The organism is Bradyrhizobium sp. Pha-3, assembly GCF_042258325.1.
Lineage (GTDB): Bacteria > Pseudomonadota > Alphaproteobacteria > Rhizobiales > Xanthobacteraceae > Bradyrhizobium > Bradyrhizobium elkanii.
The window spans coordinates 2,589,954-2,604,545 of the sequence record NZ_CP170151.1; the positions used below are offsets into that span (position 1 = coordinate 2,589,954).

At 61.7% G+C, this 14,592-nt stretch carries 11 protein-coding genes and 2 pseudogenes; 10 read left to right on the plus strand and 3 right to left on the minus strand.

The window, feature by feature from the left end; translation table 11 throughout:
• Positions 1–97: 97 nt before the first annotated feature.
• Both ACE10X_RS12100 and ACE10X_RS12105 read left to right on the plus strand, forming a co-directional pair.
• Positions 98–1,021 (plus strand): DUF2493 domain-containing protein, encoded by a 924-nt coding sequence (locus ACE10X_RS12100; RefSeq protein ID WP_028343864.1) that lies wholly within the window; start codon positions 98–100, stop codon positions 1,019–1,021.
• A 141-nt stretch (positions 1,022–1,162) separates the two neighbouring features.
• Positions 1,163–1,594 carry a hypothetical protein gene (locus ACE10X_RS12105; protein WP_018270293.1) on the plus strand — a complete coding sequence of 144 codons (432 nt, stop codon included), beginning with the start codon at positions 1,163–1,165 and terminating at the stop codon, positions 1,592–1,594.
• A 12-nt stretch (positions 1,595–1,606) separates the two neighbouring features.
• Here ACE10X_RS12105 and ACE10X_RS12110 read toward each other — a convergent pair.
• Positions 1,607–1,793 (minus strand): annotated as a pseudogene (locus ACE10X_RS12110) (IS630 family transposase); the annotation flags it as partial.
• A gap of 354 nt (positions 1,794–2,147) precedes the next feature.
• On the opposite strand from ACE10X_RS12110, the gene ACE10X_RS12115 reads away from it, so the two are divergent.
• From ACE10X_RS12115 to ACE10X_RS12140, 6 genes are all read left to right on the plus strand, one after another.
• Positions 2,148–3,512, plus strand: a complete 1,365-nt coding sequence (locus tag ACE10X_RS12115) for a hypothetical protein (RefSeq protein ID WP_016841760.1) — start codon at positions 2,148–2,150, stop codon at positions 3,510–3,512.
• A 1,018-nt stretch (positions 3,513–4,530) separates the two neighbouring features.
• Positions 4,531–6,273, plus strand: coding sequence for a T3SS effector NEL-type E3 ubiquitin ligase NopM (gene nopM / locus ACE10X_RS12120; RefSeq protein ID WP_028343865.1), 1,743 nt, complete (start codon positions 4,531–4,533; stop codon positions 6,271–6,273).
• 793 nt (positions 6,274–7,066) lie between these two features.
• Positions 7,067–7,345, plus strand: a complete 279-nt coding sequence (locus ACE10X_RS12125; RefSeq protein ID WP_075968518.1) for an AlpA family transcriptional regulator — start codon at positions 7,067–7,069, stop codon at positions 7,343–7,345.
• A 182-nt stretch (positions 7,346–7,527) separates the two neighbouring features.
• Positions 7,528–7,992, plus strand: a complete 465-nt coding sequence (locus ACE10X_RS12130; RefSeq protein WP_016845862.1) for a DUF2840 domain-containing protein — start codon at positions 7,528–7,530, stop codon at positions 7,990–7,992.
• On the plus strand, positions 7,989–8,501 hold the full coding sequence (locus ACE10X_RS12135; RefSeq protein ID WP_028343868.1) for a S26 family signal peptidase: 513 nt from the start codon (positions 7,989–7,991) through the stop codon (positions 8,499–8,501). Before ACE10X_RS12130 ends, ACE10X_RS12135 begins: the two co-directional genes overlap by 4 nt.
• A 155-nt stretch (positions 8,502–8,656) precedes the next feature.
• Positions 8,657–9,388: a lytic transglycosylase domain-containing protein gene (locus ACE10X_RS12140; protein WP_210262968.1), complete on the plus strand. Its 732-nt coding sequence runs from the start codon at positions 8,657–8,659 to the stop codon at positions 9,386–9,388.
• Between the two features lie 163 nt (positions 9,389–9,551).
• Here the strand turns inward: ACE10X_RS12140 and ACE10X_RS12145 are convergent, their stop codons facing one another.
• Together ACE10X_RS12145 and ACE10X_RS12150 are read right to left on the minus strand one after the other, a co-directional pair.
• Positions 9,552–9,806 (minus strand): hypothetical protein, encoded by a 255-nt coding sequence (locus ACE10X_RS12145; RefSeq protein ID WP_016845865.1) that lies wholly within the window; start codon positions 9,804–9,806, stop codon positions 9,552–9,554.
• Between the two features lie 43 nt (positions 9,807–9,849).
• A pseudogene (locus ACE10X_RS12150) lies at positions 9,850–10,740 on the minus strand (transposase).
• 66 nt (positions 10,741–10,806) lie between these two features.
• On the opposite strand from ACE10X_RS12150, the gene ACE10X_RS12155 reads away from it, so the two are divergent.
• Complete coding sequence (locus tag ACE10X_RS12155; protein WP_028343870.1) at positions 10,807–12,570, plus strand: DUF3363 domain-containing protein; 1,764 nt, start codon at positions 10,807–10,809, stop codon at positions 12,568–12,570.
• A gap of 36 nt (positions 12,571–12,606) precedes the next feature.
• Positions 12,607–14,589 (plus strand): conjugal transfer protein TraG, encoded by a 1,983-nt coding sequence (locus ACE10X_RS12160; protein ID WP_028343871.1) that lies wholly within the window; start codon positions 12,607–12,609, stop codon positions 14,587–14,589.
• The last annotated feature ends 3 nt before the right edge of the window (positions 14,590–14,592 follow it).

Below are 14,592 nucleotides of genomic sequence, written 5' to 3' on the forward strand. Positions count from 1 at the left end.
CAAGCCGCTCCGGGTTCTGGCCCGTTCCGCCCGCCGTCTGAGTGATCGCCACGAAGGCCGCGATGGGCGCGGCCAATCCGGCAAAGGACCTCTTCCCATGACCGACCACGACGACATCGAACCGGCGCAGGCGGCGTCTCCAACCGACCACGTCCTGAGCGAATTGCAGCTCTTCGGCTATCGTCCCTTCGACGACCAGCCAGATCCAAGACCCCTTCCCGAGGCGAAAACGATCGCCGGTGCCATCGTCGATATGTTCGACGCCCTGGTCGCCACGCTGAGCGATACGCGGCTAGAGCCGGACCTCGACGAACTCCTTTGGTCGACGGTCAACCTGTTCCATCGTGCCGTCGACCGCATTGAACGTCAGCTCGACGACAATGAACAAGCTCAGCACAAGAGCCAACGGGAGCAGAACGGGTCGGAGGTGCGATCGGTCGAGCTTGAGCGCCTGATGGCCGAGGGCATCACGCTGATCGAGCGCCGAAATTGCTTGGAAATCTTTCGCGATCAGGCGATCGAACGATTTGAGGTCCACACCGGCTCGTCGTGGCGTCCTCGGTCGGGCTCGCTGGTCAACCACCGCACGCTCACCGCAGCGATGATCGACTCCCGCGACTTTATCGCCGCCAAGCGTCGTACCGAGAGCGAGGACATGTTGCCGCCGGGAGTGAAGATCGCACTCACCGGCGGGCTGGACTTCAACGACCACCGCCTCATCTGGGATCGCCTCGACAAGGTTCGCGCCAAGCATCCCGACATGGTCCTGCTCCATGGCGGCTCGCCCAAAGGCGCCGAATTGATCGCCTCCAAATGGGCGACCACCCGCAAGGTACCCCAGATCGTCTTCAAGCCCGACTGGACAAAGCATGCCAAGGCGGCTCCCTTCAAGCGCAATGACGCCATGCTCGAACTGCTGCCGATCGGCGTCATGCACTTTCCGGGTACAGGGATCCAGGACAACCTCGCCGACAAGGCGAGGCGTTTCGGCATCCCCGTTTGGAGATTCGGCGGCGCGTGAGCGCCGTCGTCTCGCCTCCAAACCATCAAAGCGGAGTTGTACGCGCCGCAACTCCGCCTCGTTCAGACCTTATATCCGAAGTCGCGCCGTGGTGGTGGTGGAAGGCGCGACTTGCAAATCCATGCAATTGGAGCCGCCACCATGCCCGCCCTTGGGCTTGTTCTCAACGCACTCGGCATCGGTTTGTTCTGCTGGGCGGTTTTCGCGCTGGCAGTGTATGCCTTGCCGTTTTTCGTCGCACTTAATTTCGGGATGATAGCGTTCCATGGTGGCGCCAGCGTCATCGGCGCGCTGCTCGTCGCAATTGCCGCTGGCGTGCTGACATTTGCCGTCGGTGAGATCACCTTCGCTGGTAGCCGATCCGTGGCCCGGCGCGTCATGATCGCGACCATATTCGCTGTCCCAGCTGCCATCGCCGGCTACAATGTGGTTCTCGCGCTGTCGCAGATCGCAGTGCCGTCGCTGGCCTGGCGTGAGGCCTTCGCTTACCTCGGCGCGCTTTGCGTAGGCGGCACGACGTGGACGCGCTTGACTGTGCTTGCTCGCGGTGACCCTTCACTTCGAGCCGGCTAGAGCATGATGTATTTACACGGAAGCATAGCCTGGGTTTTTGAAGTAGTTGGTGCACTCCTCCTGGGAGAAGATCGAGGAGTTCACCAACCTTCCGCCAGGTTGCCTCCACGTCACGAGGCTCTGCGGCTCGCACGAGATGTTTGAGTTTGGCGAAGACGTGCTCGATCGGGTTGCGGTCAGGGCTGTAGGGCGGCAAGAAGATACGGTGGTCTGGCGCGTACGAGGGGCTCTGTAGCGCCTCTGCGATCGACCGAACCATCTCGCCCGCGTCAGCGCGAGCCAAGGCGCGTTCACGGATGTCTTTCGAATAGGGGCGCATCATCCGTGCTGGCCTCCGCACTCCAGCATGGAGCTTGAATCAGAAATCGCCCGCTCCGGGAACCCCGATTCCAGTCAAAAACAACATGCTCTCTAAGTCCAAACGGCACTCCAGAGACGATCACAGCCAAGTCGGAATTCTAAGCGCGTCAGCTTGTCGACAGCTGATCCCAATAAAGGGAGAACCAGAGAGTGAACCTGCTTAGGATTGCGAACCGACTCAAACGGAGGGGATATGGACCCATTTAACAGCATCAACCCGTTCGACCGGGATTTCGCTGCTTACAACGCTGCGGTGACACAACCGCAACAGCAGCAAGCGGAGTTTGAGCCGTACCTGGATGAAGTGCCGCAGCTTGATACCACTGCCGTCGCAGGGGTTCCTGTTTCTCCAGATCGCTACTATCCTCATCTGCCTGGCGAAGACCGTAGACTCACCGAGGCGTTGGAACTTGGGGCCGGCGGTCCTCATCCCGAAGACGCAGTCACCAGAAGCGTCGGGCACGTCGCTGCGCAGCACAGCGCGCGGGGAGCTTCGAGTTGGCCGAGCGGGCTGACTGCGGAAGGTCACGATCAGGATTCGCCGCGAGGGATGATCGGCGAAGCCGTCCTAGCATCGTCTCTCAAGCCAACCGCGCACGATCACCAAACACCGGATCCCGGACTAGCCGTTCGTCACTTCAATTGGAGCGACGGATACCAGCCGGCTCCGAACGAGCTGACCGGGAGCGCCCCCCCTTCAAGTCACGCGGCCCTCATGGGTGAGGATTACAGCGGGCACCTGAGGCCTGCGAAGAGGCAGAGGACGCTAAGCCATGCGGAACTGGATGCCATTGAGCGCCAGCTGAGCGAGCCGGGCACTTCAATGGCTCGTGTGCTGATGGAAAGCGCCGGAGCACCGTCGCCTCTCGGGCCAGCGGTCGGCTCGCCATTGGTCCTTCCTGAGGAAGGTTACGATCAGGATCAGCTGTGGGCGATGGTGGAAGACGCCGGCCCATCATCGTCTCTCGAGCCAACCGCGCGCCATCAGCAGACCCCGAATTTAGGAGCGGTCGTTCGTCGCTTCAACTTCCGGCACGGCGACCAGCACGCGTCGGCGGCGCTTGACGGTAGCAGCATCCCGCCGAGCCAGGACAGCCGACCCAACAGCTTTATCGTTCACAATGACCGCTACACGGCGCTATTCGTGCCCGCGGCGGCGATGAGGCGAAGCACCCCACTCAATGCGCCAGGCGCTGCCATTCCTCTCGGATCTCGACCGGAACACGTTCCGCAGCCCAGCGCGCAGCCTGCGAATCGAGCCTCACTAGCGCTGCTTGGACGTTCGATGGAGCATGCCGCTCCGGCGTCCTCCAGGGCTGAGAGGACGCCCCCCGCGGCCCGCGAGATTTATGCTGCATCATTCGCCGTTCCCGAGAATTTTTCGCACGGCACCCAACCCGCGCCGGACACGATGCTCTCGAAGCTCGGCCGCTGGGGCCTCTTGCCGGACGAGACGCAGCCGGTAAAAGAATACGACCTTCGAGGCGAGCGTTACACCGCCCGCTTGGGGCCTGGAGGCCCCAATGACGTTTGGCTCATTCATCACCCGGGAATGTAGATGCCGAGCGACAATCGCACGCTAGGAGCCCGTCCACACAGCTCCGGTATTGGACTTGTTAATGGACCATAGCTTGCTCCAGCGACTCTTGCGAGCTTGGCGCGGCTCCGGGCGGTGCAGGTGAGCGCTACCGGCCCGATTAACTTGCGCGCGTCGTCGCCATGCGGCTCCTCGTTGAGCCGCACGGCCACCGCCCTTTGATCGTTCCGAAGAGCCGGCGGCCAAAGCTGCGAAGAACACCTACGGTGTTATTGCCGTTGCGTTTTACAGCACTGCCATTAATCGGGGCTCCTCAAGCCCCGAGACAGGGGAAGCATCCTGGGAGTAAAGAGGCTGCTTCCGGCGCCCCATTGAACACGCGTCGGCTGAGCTTAGAGAGCATGTTGTTTTTGACTGGAATCGGCGGCGGGGCGCGTCGCGGCTGGCGAGAGGCGGCGTACGAAGCCGCGGCGCCTTTCGAGCCGATCTCCCGGTTCGATCCCAATGCTCAGCAAATTGTCCGAGCATGGCGACGCTTGCTGAGACATCGCCGCGGTTTGATGGCGCCGTCGTAACGGGCGCATAAACTCGCTCGCTCGGCCAGATCCTCCTGTCATTTGTAATCGTGGCGTTTCCGACGCAGATTTAAAGTCACATATTGCCCTTACGTCGAAATCGCCATCAAGCGTCAAATTCGGCGTTGCATATGACCAGCCGTTAAGCAAACGGCCATCATCGCAAGGCTTCGATCACCAGCGGTGCCAACGGTTGAGCGAACGGGTCGCCCCGACGGCAATACTCGTCAGCTGATCGACAGGTAGGCCTGCAAAGGACGGAACGCTCCCACGTTAGGGGTCCTGCACTCGATCTATTGGCCGCTGTGGGATTCGCGTGACGCTGTACCACCTCGACCAGGAGTGGGCGCTGCAGCGCACGTGGCACTCGCCCGAATAATTATTGCGTTGGCGCGCAGCGACCTCCTTCGGAGCCTGACGAAGTGGCAGGCGTACTCTTTAGTTTCTAAAGGCGGAGAAAGTTGATGGATACAGGACAGACACAGCGGAGCACACGTTCAGATCCGGACACTTTTGAAGAAGAGGAGCAGGAAAGCTACCTCGCCGGCTTCAACCGTGCCGTGGCAAATTTGTTCGAAGTCTTGACGGGGTATCGGACCCCCGCCTCCGTGCGCGCGGGGATCCTGGACAACTGGGTTGCCGAAGAGGGGCAGGGCGATGCCGAGAACCGACGACAGGGGCGCATGCGAATTAGGGCTTCGGACAACACGAGCTCGCATTCGCTAGATTTGTCGTCTCTGTCCCTGACCGCCTTGCCCACTGCCCTGCCGCCAAGGTTGCAGGAACTGTACGCCAGGCACAACGAGCTAAGCAGCCTGCCCGCTATGCTCCCACCCGGTCTCCAGCATCTTCTCATTAGCCATAACCGGTTGACGGGTTTGCCGGACGCTCTTCCGGCAACCCTCTCCTGGCTAGAGGTGGCCGATAACAGCTTGACCAGTCTGCCCGCCAACCTTCCGGCTGGGCTCGAGATGCTGAATGCAAACGACAACCGACTCAGTAGCCTGCCCGACGCTCTCCCGAGCCGTCTCACCTCGCTCGCGGTTAGTGGAAATCAGCTGACCGAGCTCCCCGAATCTCTCCCATGGGGTCTCATTGAACTCGATGTCAGCCGCAATCAATTGGCGAACCTGCCGGCGACCCTTCCCAGCACGCTTCAATCGCTCAATCTTAGCGGTAACCAGCTGACCAGCCTGCCTGAGGGTCTCGTCGAGAGTGCACCGCATCTTGGTCTCAATTACCCGCATTTGGAGACCCTCGAGTTGGAGGATAACCCACTGCCGGACGATGTCCTCGCTAATCTGGCGGCGGTCGGAACGCCACCGCAGCTTGCTCAGCAGTCTTTGTATGAGGCTGCCGCGCACTGGCTCGCCGAGGACCCGGCGACGCTGGCCGAATGGCAGCACTTTGCGGATGAGGCAGGCGCCCAGGACTACGCACGGTTCCTGGGGAGGCTGCGAGGGAACGTGAACTACGGCAATGACGAGTTTCGGCAGGCAGTGGCTGATGATCTGCGGCAGGCGGCGGCCAATCCGAGATTGCGCGAGCAGTTTTTTGCACAGGCTTCCGAGGCCAACGAGACTTGCGACGATCGTGTTACCTTGCACTGGAACGGCATGCAGACTGCGCGCCTCAACGCTGACGTCGAGGAGGGAGTATATGACGATCGGCTTGGCGAACTGATTCAGCGCGGCCGTATTGCGTTCCGCTTGGAGGCGCTGGACGAGATCGCGCGCGATAGGGTCAACCTGCTCGCCGGCGACCATCCGAATGTGGACGACGTCGAAGTCTACCTGGCCTACCAACATCTGCTGCGCGAGCCGCTGGAGCTCAGTCACGTCGCGCCCGACATGAGCTTCCTGGCGGTCTCTGACGTAAGCCAGGACGATGCGGCGCGGGCGCTAGACCTGGTCCGGGAGCAGGAAGCGGACCAGCTCAACGACTACATGGCAGCCCGCTGGCAACCCTGGGAGACGGTGCTGAGGCGCATCGCTCCGGACCGATATGAAGCGATGCAAGACCGGTTGATCGAAGCCATGGGCGAGGAGTTTGAGAGCCGGCTCGATCAGCGATTGGCCGAGCATGGTCTGCTAGGCGATGCGGATGCCGAGCGCGTGCTCGGCGCCCAGGTTCGAAACGAGGTCGCCGGCGAGATCAAACGCGAGGTCATGCACAATGTGCTCGCAGAACGTGGCCTTGAACTGTGAGACTTGCGAAACCGCCGCAACATCTTGCGTTCCCTCCGCCAGCGATCGCGCTGCTCACTTCCTTTTCGCATTGTCTTCCGATGCCGGCTCCGGCTCGTTGTCGCGGAGCCAGATCTTGGGGATCGCCAGGCCGATGACGAAAATCGCTGTTCTCGACGGCCGCCGCCGGAGATATCGCCGCTGCCGAATTTCCAGCTGGGGGCAACACGGTCCTGTCTGTCTCAACGCCGCGCTGGCCTTCACGAGTGAGCTGCGCAAGTTGCCAGACGACACCGTCAAGCTCCTTGGCGAGATCCTTCCTGTAGGCCGACGCATATTAGACGGTCCGGTCAACGTTCCAATGCTCCCGTTCCGGCTCAACTAGCTTGAAGTGGTCCGATGCAAAACTGCTTCGGGCCATACCGGCGCCTCGGAACTCGTTGCCGATTTGCTTGATCGTCATCCGGCTGCGGTCTTGGACCCAGACCTTGATCGACTCAAGCTGTTCCTTCGCCCGCCGGATGTCGAGGAATTCTTTCTGGTTGAATTCGACGCTGATCTGCTTCTTGGTCGAGACGCCGGATAGCTATGCGATGTCGCGATATGCGATCTGCTCGCAGACATTTCGAGGCTGATTGTGCATCTCGTCGCAAGCTTCTGCGGTCCGAGCGCGAGAACCAATACGTCTTCCGTGAGGGTATCGAAAATGACCCCGTCATCTTCGGCATCCCCATAATCACTGCTGCTCCGCGATTGTGGCCGTCGATGCGCGGCGAACCTAGCTCGCGCTCCAGACGATCACGGAGCTTTTCAGATGTCCGACCTGAACACGGATAAACCGCCGCGGTACCTTCGCACGTCCGAAGCCGCGCGCTTTCTGAGTTTGTCCGGCCGCACGTTGGAAAAACATCGAACGTACGGAACCGGTCCCGAATACCACAAGATCGGCGGGCGTGTGGTCTACTCAGTAGCCGACCTGACAGCCTGGGCCAAACTGGGCAGAAAGAAATCGACCTCCGATCCCGGTGCCGGCACCGTACTGCCCGCAAAGCGGCATGCGCCAATTCCCTATGCGGGTAAAGAGCGGCGCTAAGCCATGCCCGTCAGCAAATCCCCAGCGCACTACGGCCGCTCCGAGCGTGAGCCGCGCGACCTGTTTCGCACGCTTCCTGGCGATCTTGCGCCGCGCCGGATGGCCAGTTCTGCTCTCCTTCGGACGCGCTTCACCCAGCCGAAAGCATACGATCCTCGGTTCGAGATTCAAGGAGCGGCGGCATGAGCGATCTCACCGAAGTGGAAGTGCTGTGGCTCGAAAAGCGTATTGAAAACCGCGTTCGTTTCGGTCGCATTGTCAAGGAACGGAAGCTTGATCGCCACCGGCGCATCCTGTCATTCGCAGCCGGCGGCATCTTTGCCTTCGTCCGTTGGACTTCCAACGACTTTGGCACGGTCATTTCGCGGATCGACATCTTGCGCGCGGTCGCAGCAGGACAGCGCTGCTCGACAGTGCCCTATGTAAAGCCCGGCGGAGAGATTTTGCTGCGGCTCTCCGGCTGGCCTAAAGTCGAACGGGCGCTGCAGATGATCGACGCGATCGATGCGCTGAGCATCGATCCGGCTGATGTAGCGCCCGATCATTGGCATCACGTTCACAATCGCCTGTCCGTCAACGAAAACCCGCGTCCCTACACGAAGGGCCGCCACCAGGCTTGGCTACATCGTCAAAGGGTGATGCGATGACGGACCGTCTATGGACGCTGACCACGACGTTTGCCGTAGCTTCCGCTGTCGTCGCGACGATCGCCCTGGAGCCGCTGCCGATCTACATTTGGAATGCATCGGCAAGCGTGCCGATCGGTCTCTATGGCTTGCGACCAGCGAAGCGCTTCTTTGTCACGGAGCTGGTCGCCGTTCAGCCGCCGGAACCGCTTGCGACCTTTCTCGACTTCAACGGCTATCTGCCGCTCGGCGTCCCTATGCTTAAGCGAGTCTTGGCTCTGCCCGGGCAGACGGTCTGCAGAAGCGGACCCGCAATTTCGGTCGACGACATTGCAGTGGGCGAGGCGCGGGATCGCGACGGACGCGGCCGGCCGCTGCCGAAATGGCAGGGTTGCCGCGTCGTCAGAGACGGCGAGCTGTTTGTCATGAATTGGCAGTCGGTCGACTCCCTCGACGGTCGATATTTTGGGCTTCTTCCGGCCTCGGCCGTGATCGGCCGTGCCATCCCGGTGTGGACATGGGAGGACTGATCTTGCGGGGTTCACGGCGCCACGCCATTCCTCTGATCGATCGATTGGCGGACCATTCCTCCCTGCCGGTCAATCTCCGCAAAGCCGATGGGTGCGGGAGTCAAGGGCGGTCCAACGGCCGCCGCGAAGCAGCTTTACACTGGACGGAAGCGAACATGGCATCTTTGATTCGACTGGGGATGCGCGTTTGGGCTGTCGTGCCACTGCTGCTCATTTTGACTGCGTCGCATAGTGTTGGTCAGACCGAGAATGGATCGACTGCGGTTCGAGCGGTCTCTCGGACGAGCAACCCGTTTGCAGCTTTCGTCTACGAAGCGTCAAAACGCTTTGCAGTTCCGGAGAACTTGATCAGTTCAGTCATTAGCATCGAAAGCGCTGGTGACGTACACGCGAAGTCCCCAAAGGGCGCAATCGGCCTGATGCAGATTATGCCGGCGACCTGGGCGGAACTTCGCGAACGCTATCATCTCGGAAGCGATCCCTACGATCCGCGCAACAACATTCTGGCCGGCACGGCGTATCTCGGCGAACTGCTTGACCGCTATGGTTCGCCCGGGGCGTTCGCCGCGTACAACGCGGGCCCAACTTGCTACGACGGGCATCTCGCGGGCGGTCCTTTGTCAGACGAAACGCGAGTATACGTGGCCAAGCTTGCAAATCTGCTCGGCATCGAACTGCCAGCGACTTGGGCCGCGAGCCAGCAGCCGTCAGCAGCTGCGACGCTGTTCGTCGGGCGAATTGACCCAGTCAAGGCGGGCGATCGGAAGCCGGCGTTCCTGTCCTCGACCGGCGCAACGACTGCAATCTCGTCGCGAGATGTTTTGCAGATGGTCCCCACGGCCACTGACGTGTTTGTCGCCCGGTCGAACTCGGGAACAGCGCGATGATCAGCTGTGCAGCATGGGAGGCGATCGCGTGGTTCAGCGAGGAAAACAGTCTGAGAGCAGGGACTGGTTGCAACACGACGGTATGCGTCCAGGGGCCGCACATGACGTCGGGTCTTGACGTGCCTAACGGCCTTACGTGGCAACGCTCCGAGCCAGAGAACTCCTACTCTGTGCGGGACGCAGCCATGGCAGCTTCCGCCTTCGCGATCACTGCTTCAGCCCGATCTGTTGCGGCACGGAGTTCCTCGCTCTTCCAAATATCAACCGAATGGCCGTCGTCAAACGACTCGTCCGTCGCGTCTTGCGTGCGTGAAAGCAACTCACGAAGCGCCGCAATGGCCTCGCAGAGCAGCTTGATATCTTCCCCGTTTCGGGAAGACTGGGTCATCTCTATAACGCCATCATACCCCAGCGCCATCGCTCTCGCCGAAGAGATTGTTCTTGCCTCCGAACGCCACCGGTCAAATCGCGCGGTCGACGGGCTTCGTGTCAAGTTCGATGCAGTACTCATGGAGGAAGCGGGTCAATCCATCCCAGTGCGACAGTGCATAACCGATCGCTTCTCCGAGATTGCTGCGGCCGGGCAGTTGAGGAAGCTGCACCTCCAGCTAGAAGCGAAGGCTGTCAATGACCGGCTTGGCGAATGCGCGCCGCATCGCCAGCCGATGCGCCGGCGATTGACCACGCAGCTGCGCTTCGAGGGCATAGAGGCTAGCGATGCGCCGCAGGGCCTCGTGCGAGACGGGCATGTCCTCGGACTGCGCAACTTCGTAGAACTTGTGCCCGGTGTGCGCCCAACACGCGGCGAGGATGACGTTTCCGGCGTCAGTCAGCCGACCGAATCCCGCGTATCCGTCGATGTGCAGAAGGCCCTTGAAGTGCGCCAGATGCGTAGCCGGGCGCTCCGCCTTGCGGTCGGACGCGAACACATAAACTGCAGCCGGCGGCTCAGGTCCAGCCAAGCTCCGTTGATCGTGGGCATACATCCACAGCCGTCCAGGCTTGGTGCGCCCTCCGCTCGGGGACGAGAGCGTCGGACTGCTTGGATAGCCCTGTTTACCAACCTGATGGAGAGCATGCGACGGTCCAAGTGCTGAACGCGAAGGAACGCATGGACCTCGCCCGGTGAATGGGATCGCAAGCGCGGTGTAGTGACGTCTGTCCGTTGTCGATGCAGGGAGCCCTGTCATGGCTGAAGTGCGAAGAGTCGGAGAAAAGCGTAGGAATGAGTTGACTTTGAACGCCCGATTAGGAAGGCGAGATAAAAGGGGCTCGCCGGTCGAACCGCAAGCCATTGACATGGCTTGGGTTCTAGCGTGCCGGTCGGTCGCGGCGCGTGCCGCGCCTTGCATCTTTAACAATGCAATCAAGGACAATCTCGGCACTGTAGGCGCTTTCGCCCACCTGGAGGACCGCCTGTGACCGCAGCCGATAGCGACCTGCGTATTCGGCCTGGGCGCATTCGCAGCACGCGCGCGCCGAAGCCGAAGAGTTTCATCAACCAGGTGCTGCGGGCGGCGAAGAAAGCAGGGCACACCCCAGCGCAGGCTATGGCCGGCAGGCGTTCGGCGGCCTATGGGCGCTCGACGTTTGGCCGCGGGCGCCTCGCCTTCAGCCGCGCCAGATTGTTCAGCCCGACGCGGCGCGCTGTGGTGAAGGCACGCGTGGTTCGGCATAAAGGGCGCGCCTTCCGTTCAGCACCACTGACCGCCCACCTCTCATATCTGAAGCGCGACGGCGTGACTCGGGGTGGTGAGCGCGCCGAGATGTTCGATGCGGGCACCGACCGCGCCGATAGCGCGGCTTTCGCAGAGCGGTGCAAGGACGACCGGCATCATTTCAGATTCATCGTCTCACCGGAGGATGCCGGCGACATGAACGACCTGCGCGCCTTTACCCGCGATCTCGCCACGCAGATGGAGACCGATCTAGGCACGCGGCTCGATTGGGTGGCTGTCGATCATTGGAATACCGATAACCCTCACGTTCATATTCTCGTTCGGGGAGTAGATGAGGAAGGGGCGGATCTAGTGATCTCCCGCGACTACATCAGCAGGGGACTGCGTTCACGCGCCGAGGAACTGGTCGCCATCGAACTGGGGCCAAAACCGGAGCATGAGATCCGCAATTCGCTGGAGAGGGAAGTCACGGCGGAACGATGGACGCGGCTCGATCGGGAGATCCGGCTGACTGCAGACGAGACCGGCACTATCGATCTTCGCCCAGAGAAGCCCGGCAAGTCCGACCCCGAGATCCGGCGCCTGATGGTCGCTCGCCTTCAACACCTGGAGAAGATGGGCCTGGCCGCATCCGCCGCACCTGCGGAATGGATGGTAGGGCTCGAGGCCGAGCGTAGCTTGCGCGACCTCGGCCTGCGCGGCGATATCATCAAGACCATGCACCGTGCCTTTACCGAGCGCGGGGAAGCGCGCGGCGTTGCCGACTTCGTCATCGACGGTGGACAGCCGACATCCCAGATTATCGGACGACTGGTCGATCGTGGATTGCACGACGAACTGACCGGCGAGGCCTACGCCACGATCGATGGAACAGACGGACGCGCTCACCACGTGCGCTTTCGAGGGCTCGAGGCCTTCGAACATGCGCCACCGGTCGGCGGCATCGTCGAAGTCCGACGCTTCGGTCAAGCCGGCGATCCGCGTCCCACCCTGGTGCTCGCGCCCCGTTCCGATATCGATCTTGGGGCGCAGGTCACCGCCAAGGGCGCGACCTGGCTCGACCACCGGCTCGTCGAACGCGAGCCCATGCCGCTCGCCATGGGCGGATTCGGCCGCGAGACCCGTGACGCCATGGAAGCCCGAACCGAGCATCTGATCCAGGAGGGCCTGGCGCGGCGGCAGGGCCAACGCATCATTCTGCAGCGCGATCTCCTTAATACGTTGCGCCGGCGCGAGTTGGAGGACGTGGCCGCACGGGTCTCGGCCGACACCGGCTTGCCTCATGTGAACGCCGCTTCCGGGGAGCATGTGGCCGGCACGTATCGCCAGCGGCTGACACTTACCTCGGGACGATTCGCCATGATCGATAATGGGCTCGGCTTCGCGCTCGTGCCCTGGTCACGTGAACTCGAAAAGCGGCTCGGCCAGCACGTCACCGGCGTCGTGAAGGACGGCGGCGGCATCGAATGGGGCCTTGGCCGCAAGCGCGACCTCGGCCTCTAGCAATCTCTCCAATTCAGTTGCGGAAGGGCGTTCGGGATGTCCGGAACCAAAATCCTCTGGGGACAGGTAATCGTTGTCGGTCTGATCGTTTTGTTGGCCATCTGGGGAGCCACCGAGTGGACAGCCTGGCGGCTCGCTTGGCAACCGGAGCTTGGGCGACCCTGGTTCGAACTATTAGGCTTCAAGATCTATTACCCGCCGGTCTTCTTCTGGTGGTGGTTCGTCTACGACGCCTACGCGCCTCAAATCTTTGTCGAGGGAGCCTTCATCGCGGCGTCAGGAACCTTCGTTTCGATCGCGGTGGCGATCGGCATGTCGGTGTGGCGCGCGCGTGAAGCCAAGAACGTCGAAACCTATGGTTCGGCGCGCTGGGCTAATGGCGACGAGGTTCGAGCGGCCGGTCTTCTCGGTCCGGATGGCGTTGTGCTTGGCAAACTCGACCGCGACTACCTCCGCCATGACGGACCGGAGCACGTACTGTGTTTTGCACCGACCCGGTCGGGCAAAGGTGTCGGCCTCGTCGTTCCCTCATTGCTGGCATGGGCGGGCTCGGCTATCGTCCACGACATCAAGGGCGAGAACTGGCAACTGACCGCGGGCTTTCGCTCGCGGCATGGCCGCGTCCTGTTGTTCGATCCCACCAATCCAAGGTCCTCGACCTACAACCCGCTCCTCGAAGTCCGGCGCGGGGAATGGGAGGTTCGCGACGTCCAGAACGTCGCGGACGTCCTGGTCGACCCCGAAGGCTCGCTCGACAAGCGGAACCATTGGGAGAAGACCAGTCATTCGCTTCTGGTCGGCGCCATACTCCATGTCCTCTATGCCGAGGCAGACAAGACCTTGGCCGGCGTCGCAGCTTTTCTTTCCGACCCGAAGCGGCCGATCGAAGCCACTCTAAAGGCGATGATGACTGCTCGGCACCTCGGCGAGCAGGGCGCTCATCCCGTGGTCGCATCGACCGCGCGCGAACTCCTCAATAAGTCGGAAAATGAACGTTCTGGTGTCCTATCCACGGCGATGTCGTTCCTCGGGCTGTACCGTGATCCAGTGGTGGCCCAGGTGACCTGCCGTTGCGATTGGCGGATCGCCGATCTGATCGCGGATAGCCACCCTACAACGTTGTATCTCGTAGTGCCGCCATCCGATATCTCACGGACCAAGCCGTTGATTCGTCTGGTGCTGAACCAGATTGGTCGTCGCCTAACCGAGGACCTGCACGCCTGCGACCGCCGGCATCGAGTCCTGATGATGCTCGACGAGTTCCCAGCGCTGGGGCGGCTCGATTTTTTCGAGTCCGCGCTCGCCTTCATGGCGGGGTACGGCATCAAGAGCTTCTTGATCGCGCAGTCGCTCAATCAGATCGAGAAGGCCTATGGGCCTAACAACGCCATCCTAGACAACTGCCACGTCCGCGTCAGCTTCGCGACCAACGACGAGCGGACGGCCAAACGTGTGTCCGACGCCTTGGGTACGGCGACCGAGATGCGGGCCATGAAGAACTACGCCGGGCACAGGTTGAATCCTTGGCTCGGTCACCTCATGGTCTCGCGCCAGGAAACGGCAAGGCCGCTTTTGACCCCGGGCGAAGTCATGCAGCTTCCGTCGATGGACGAGATCGTCATGGTGGCGGGCACGCCGCCGATCCGGGCCAAGAAGGTCCGCTACTACGAGGATCGGCGATTCGCCGAGAGGGTTCTACTGCCGCCTGATCCGGCGAGGGCCAGCCGATCATCGCGAACGGACGGGTGGTCAGCGCTCCGAACGCTAAAGCCGGCGGGAGGTCCAACTGACAAGGCCGCGGAGACCGAGAAAGACACGGCGAACAGCGGGCTCCGTCGTGAGCCGGAACTCCCCGATCACGTCGCGATCGTCAAGGAAACGACCGAACTGACGCCGGCAGAGGAATTTGCTGCCGTTCTTGACGACGACGAGGATGCAGTCCGCCAGTCTCGACTTATGCAGATGCTTGGCGTCGCGCGTCAAGTCGCTATGGACCCGAATGACGGTATGGAGCTCTGAGGC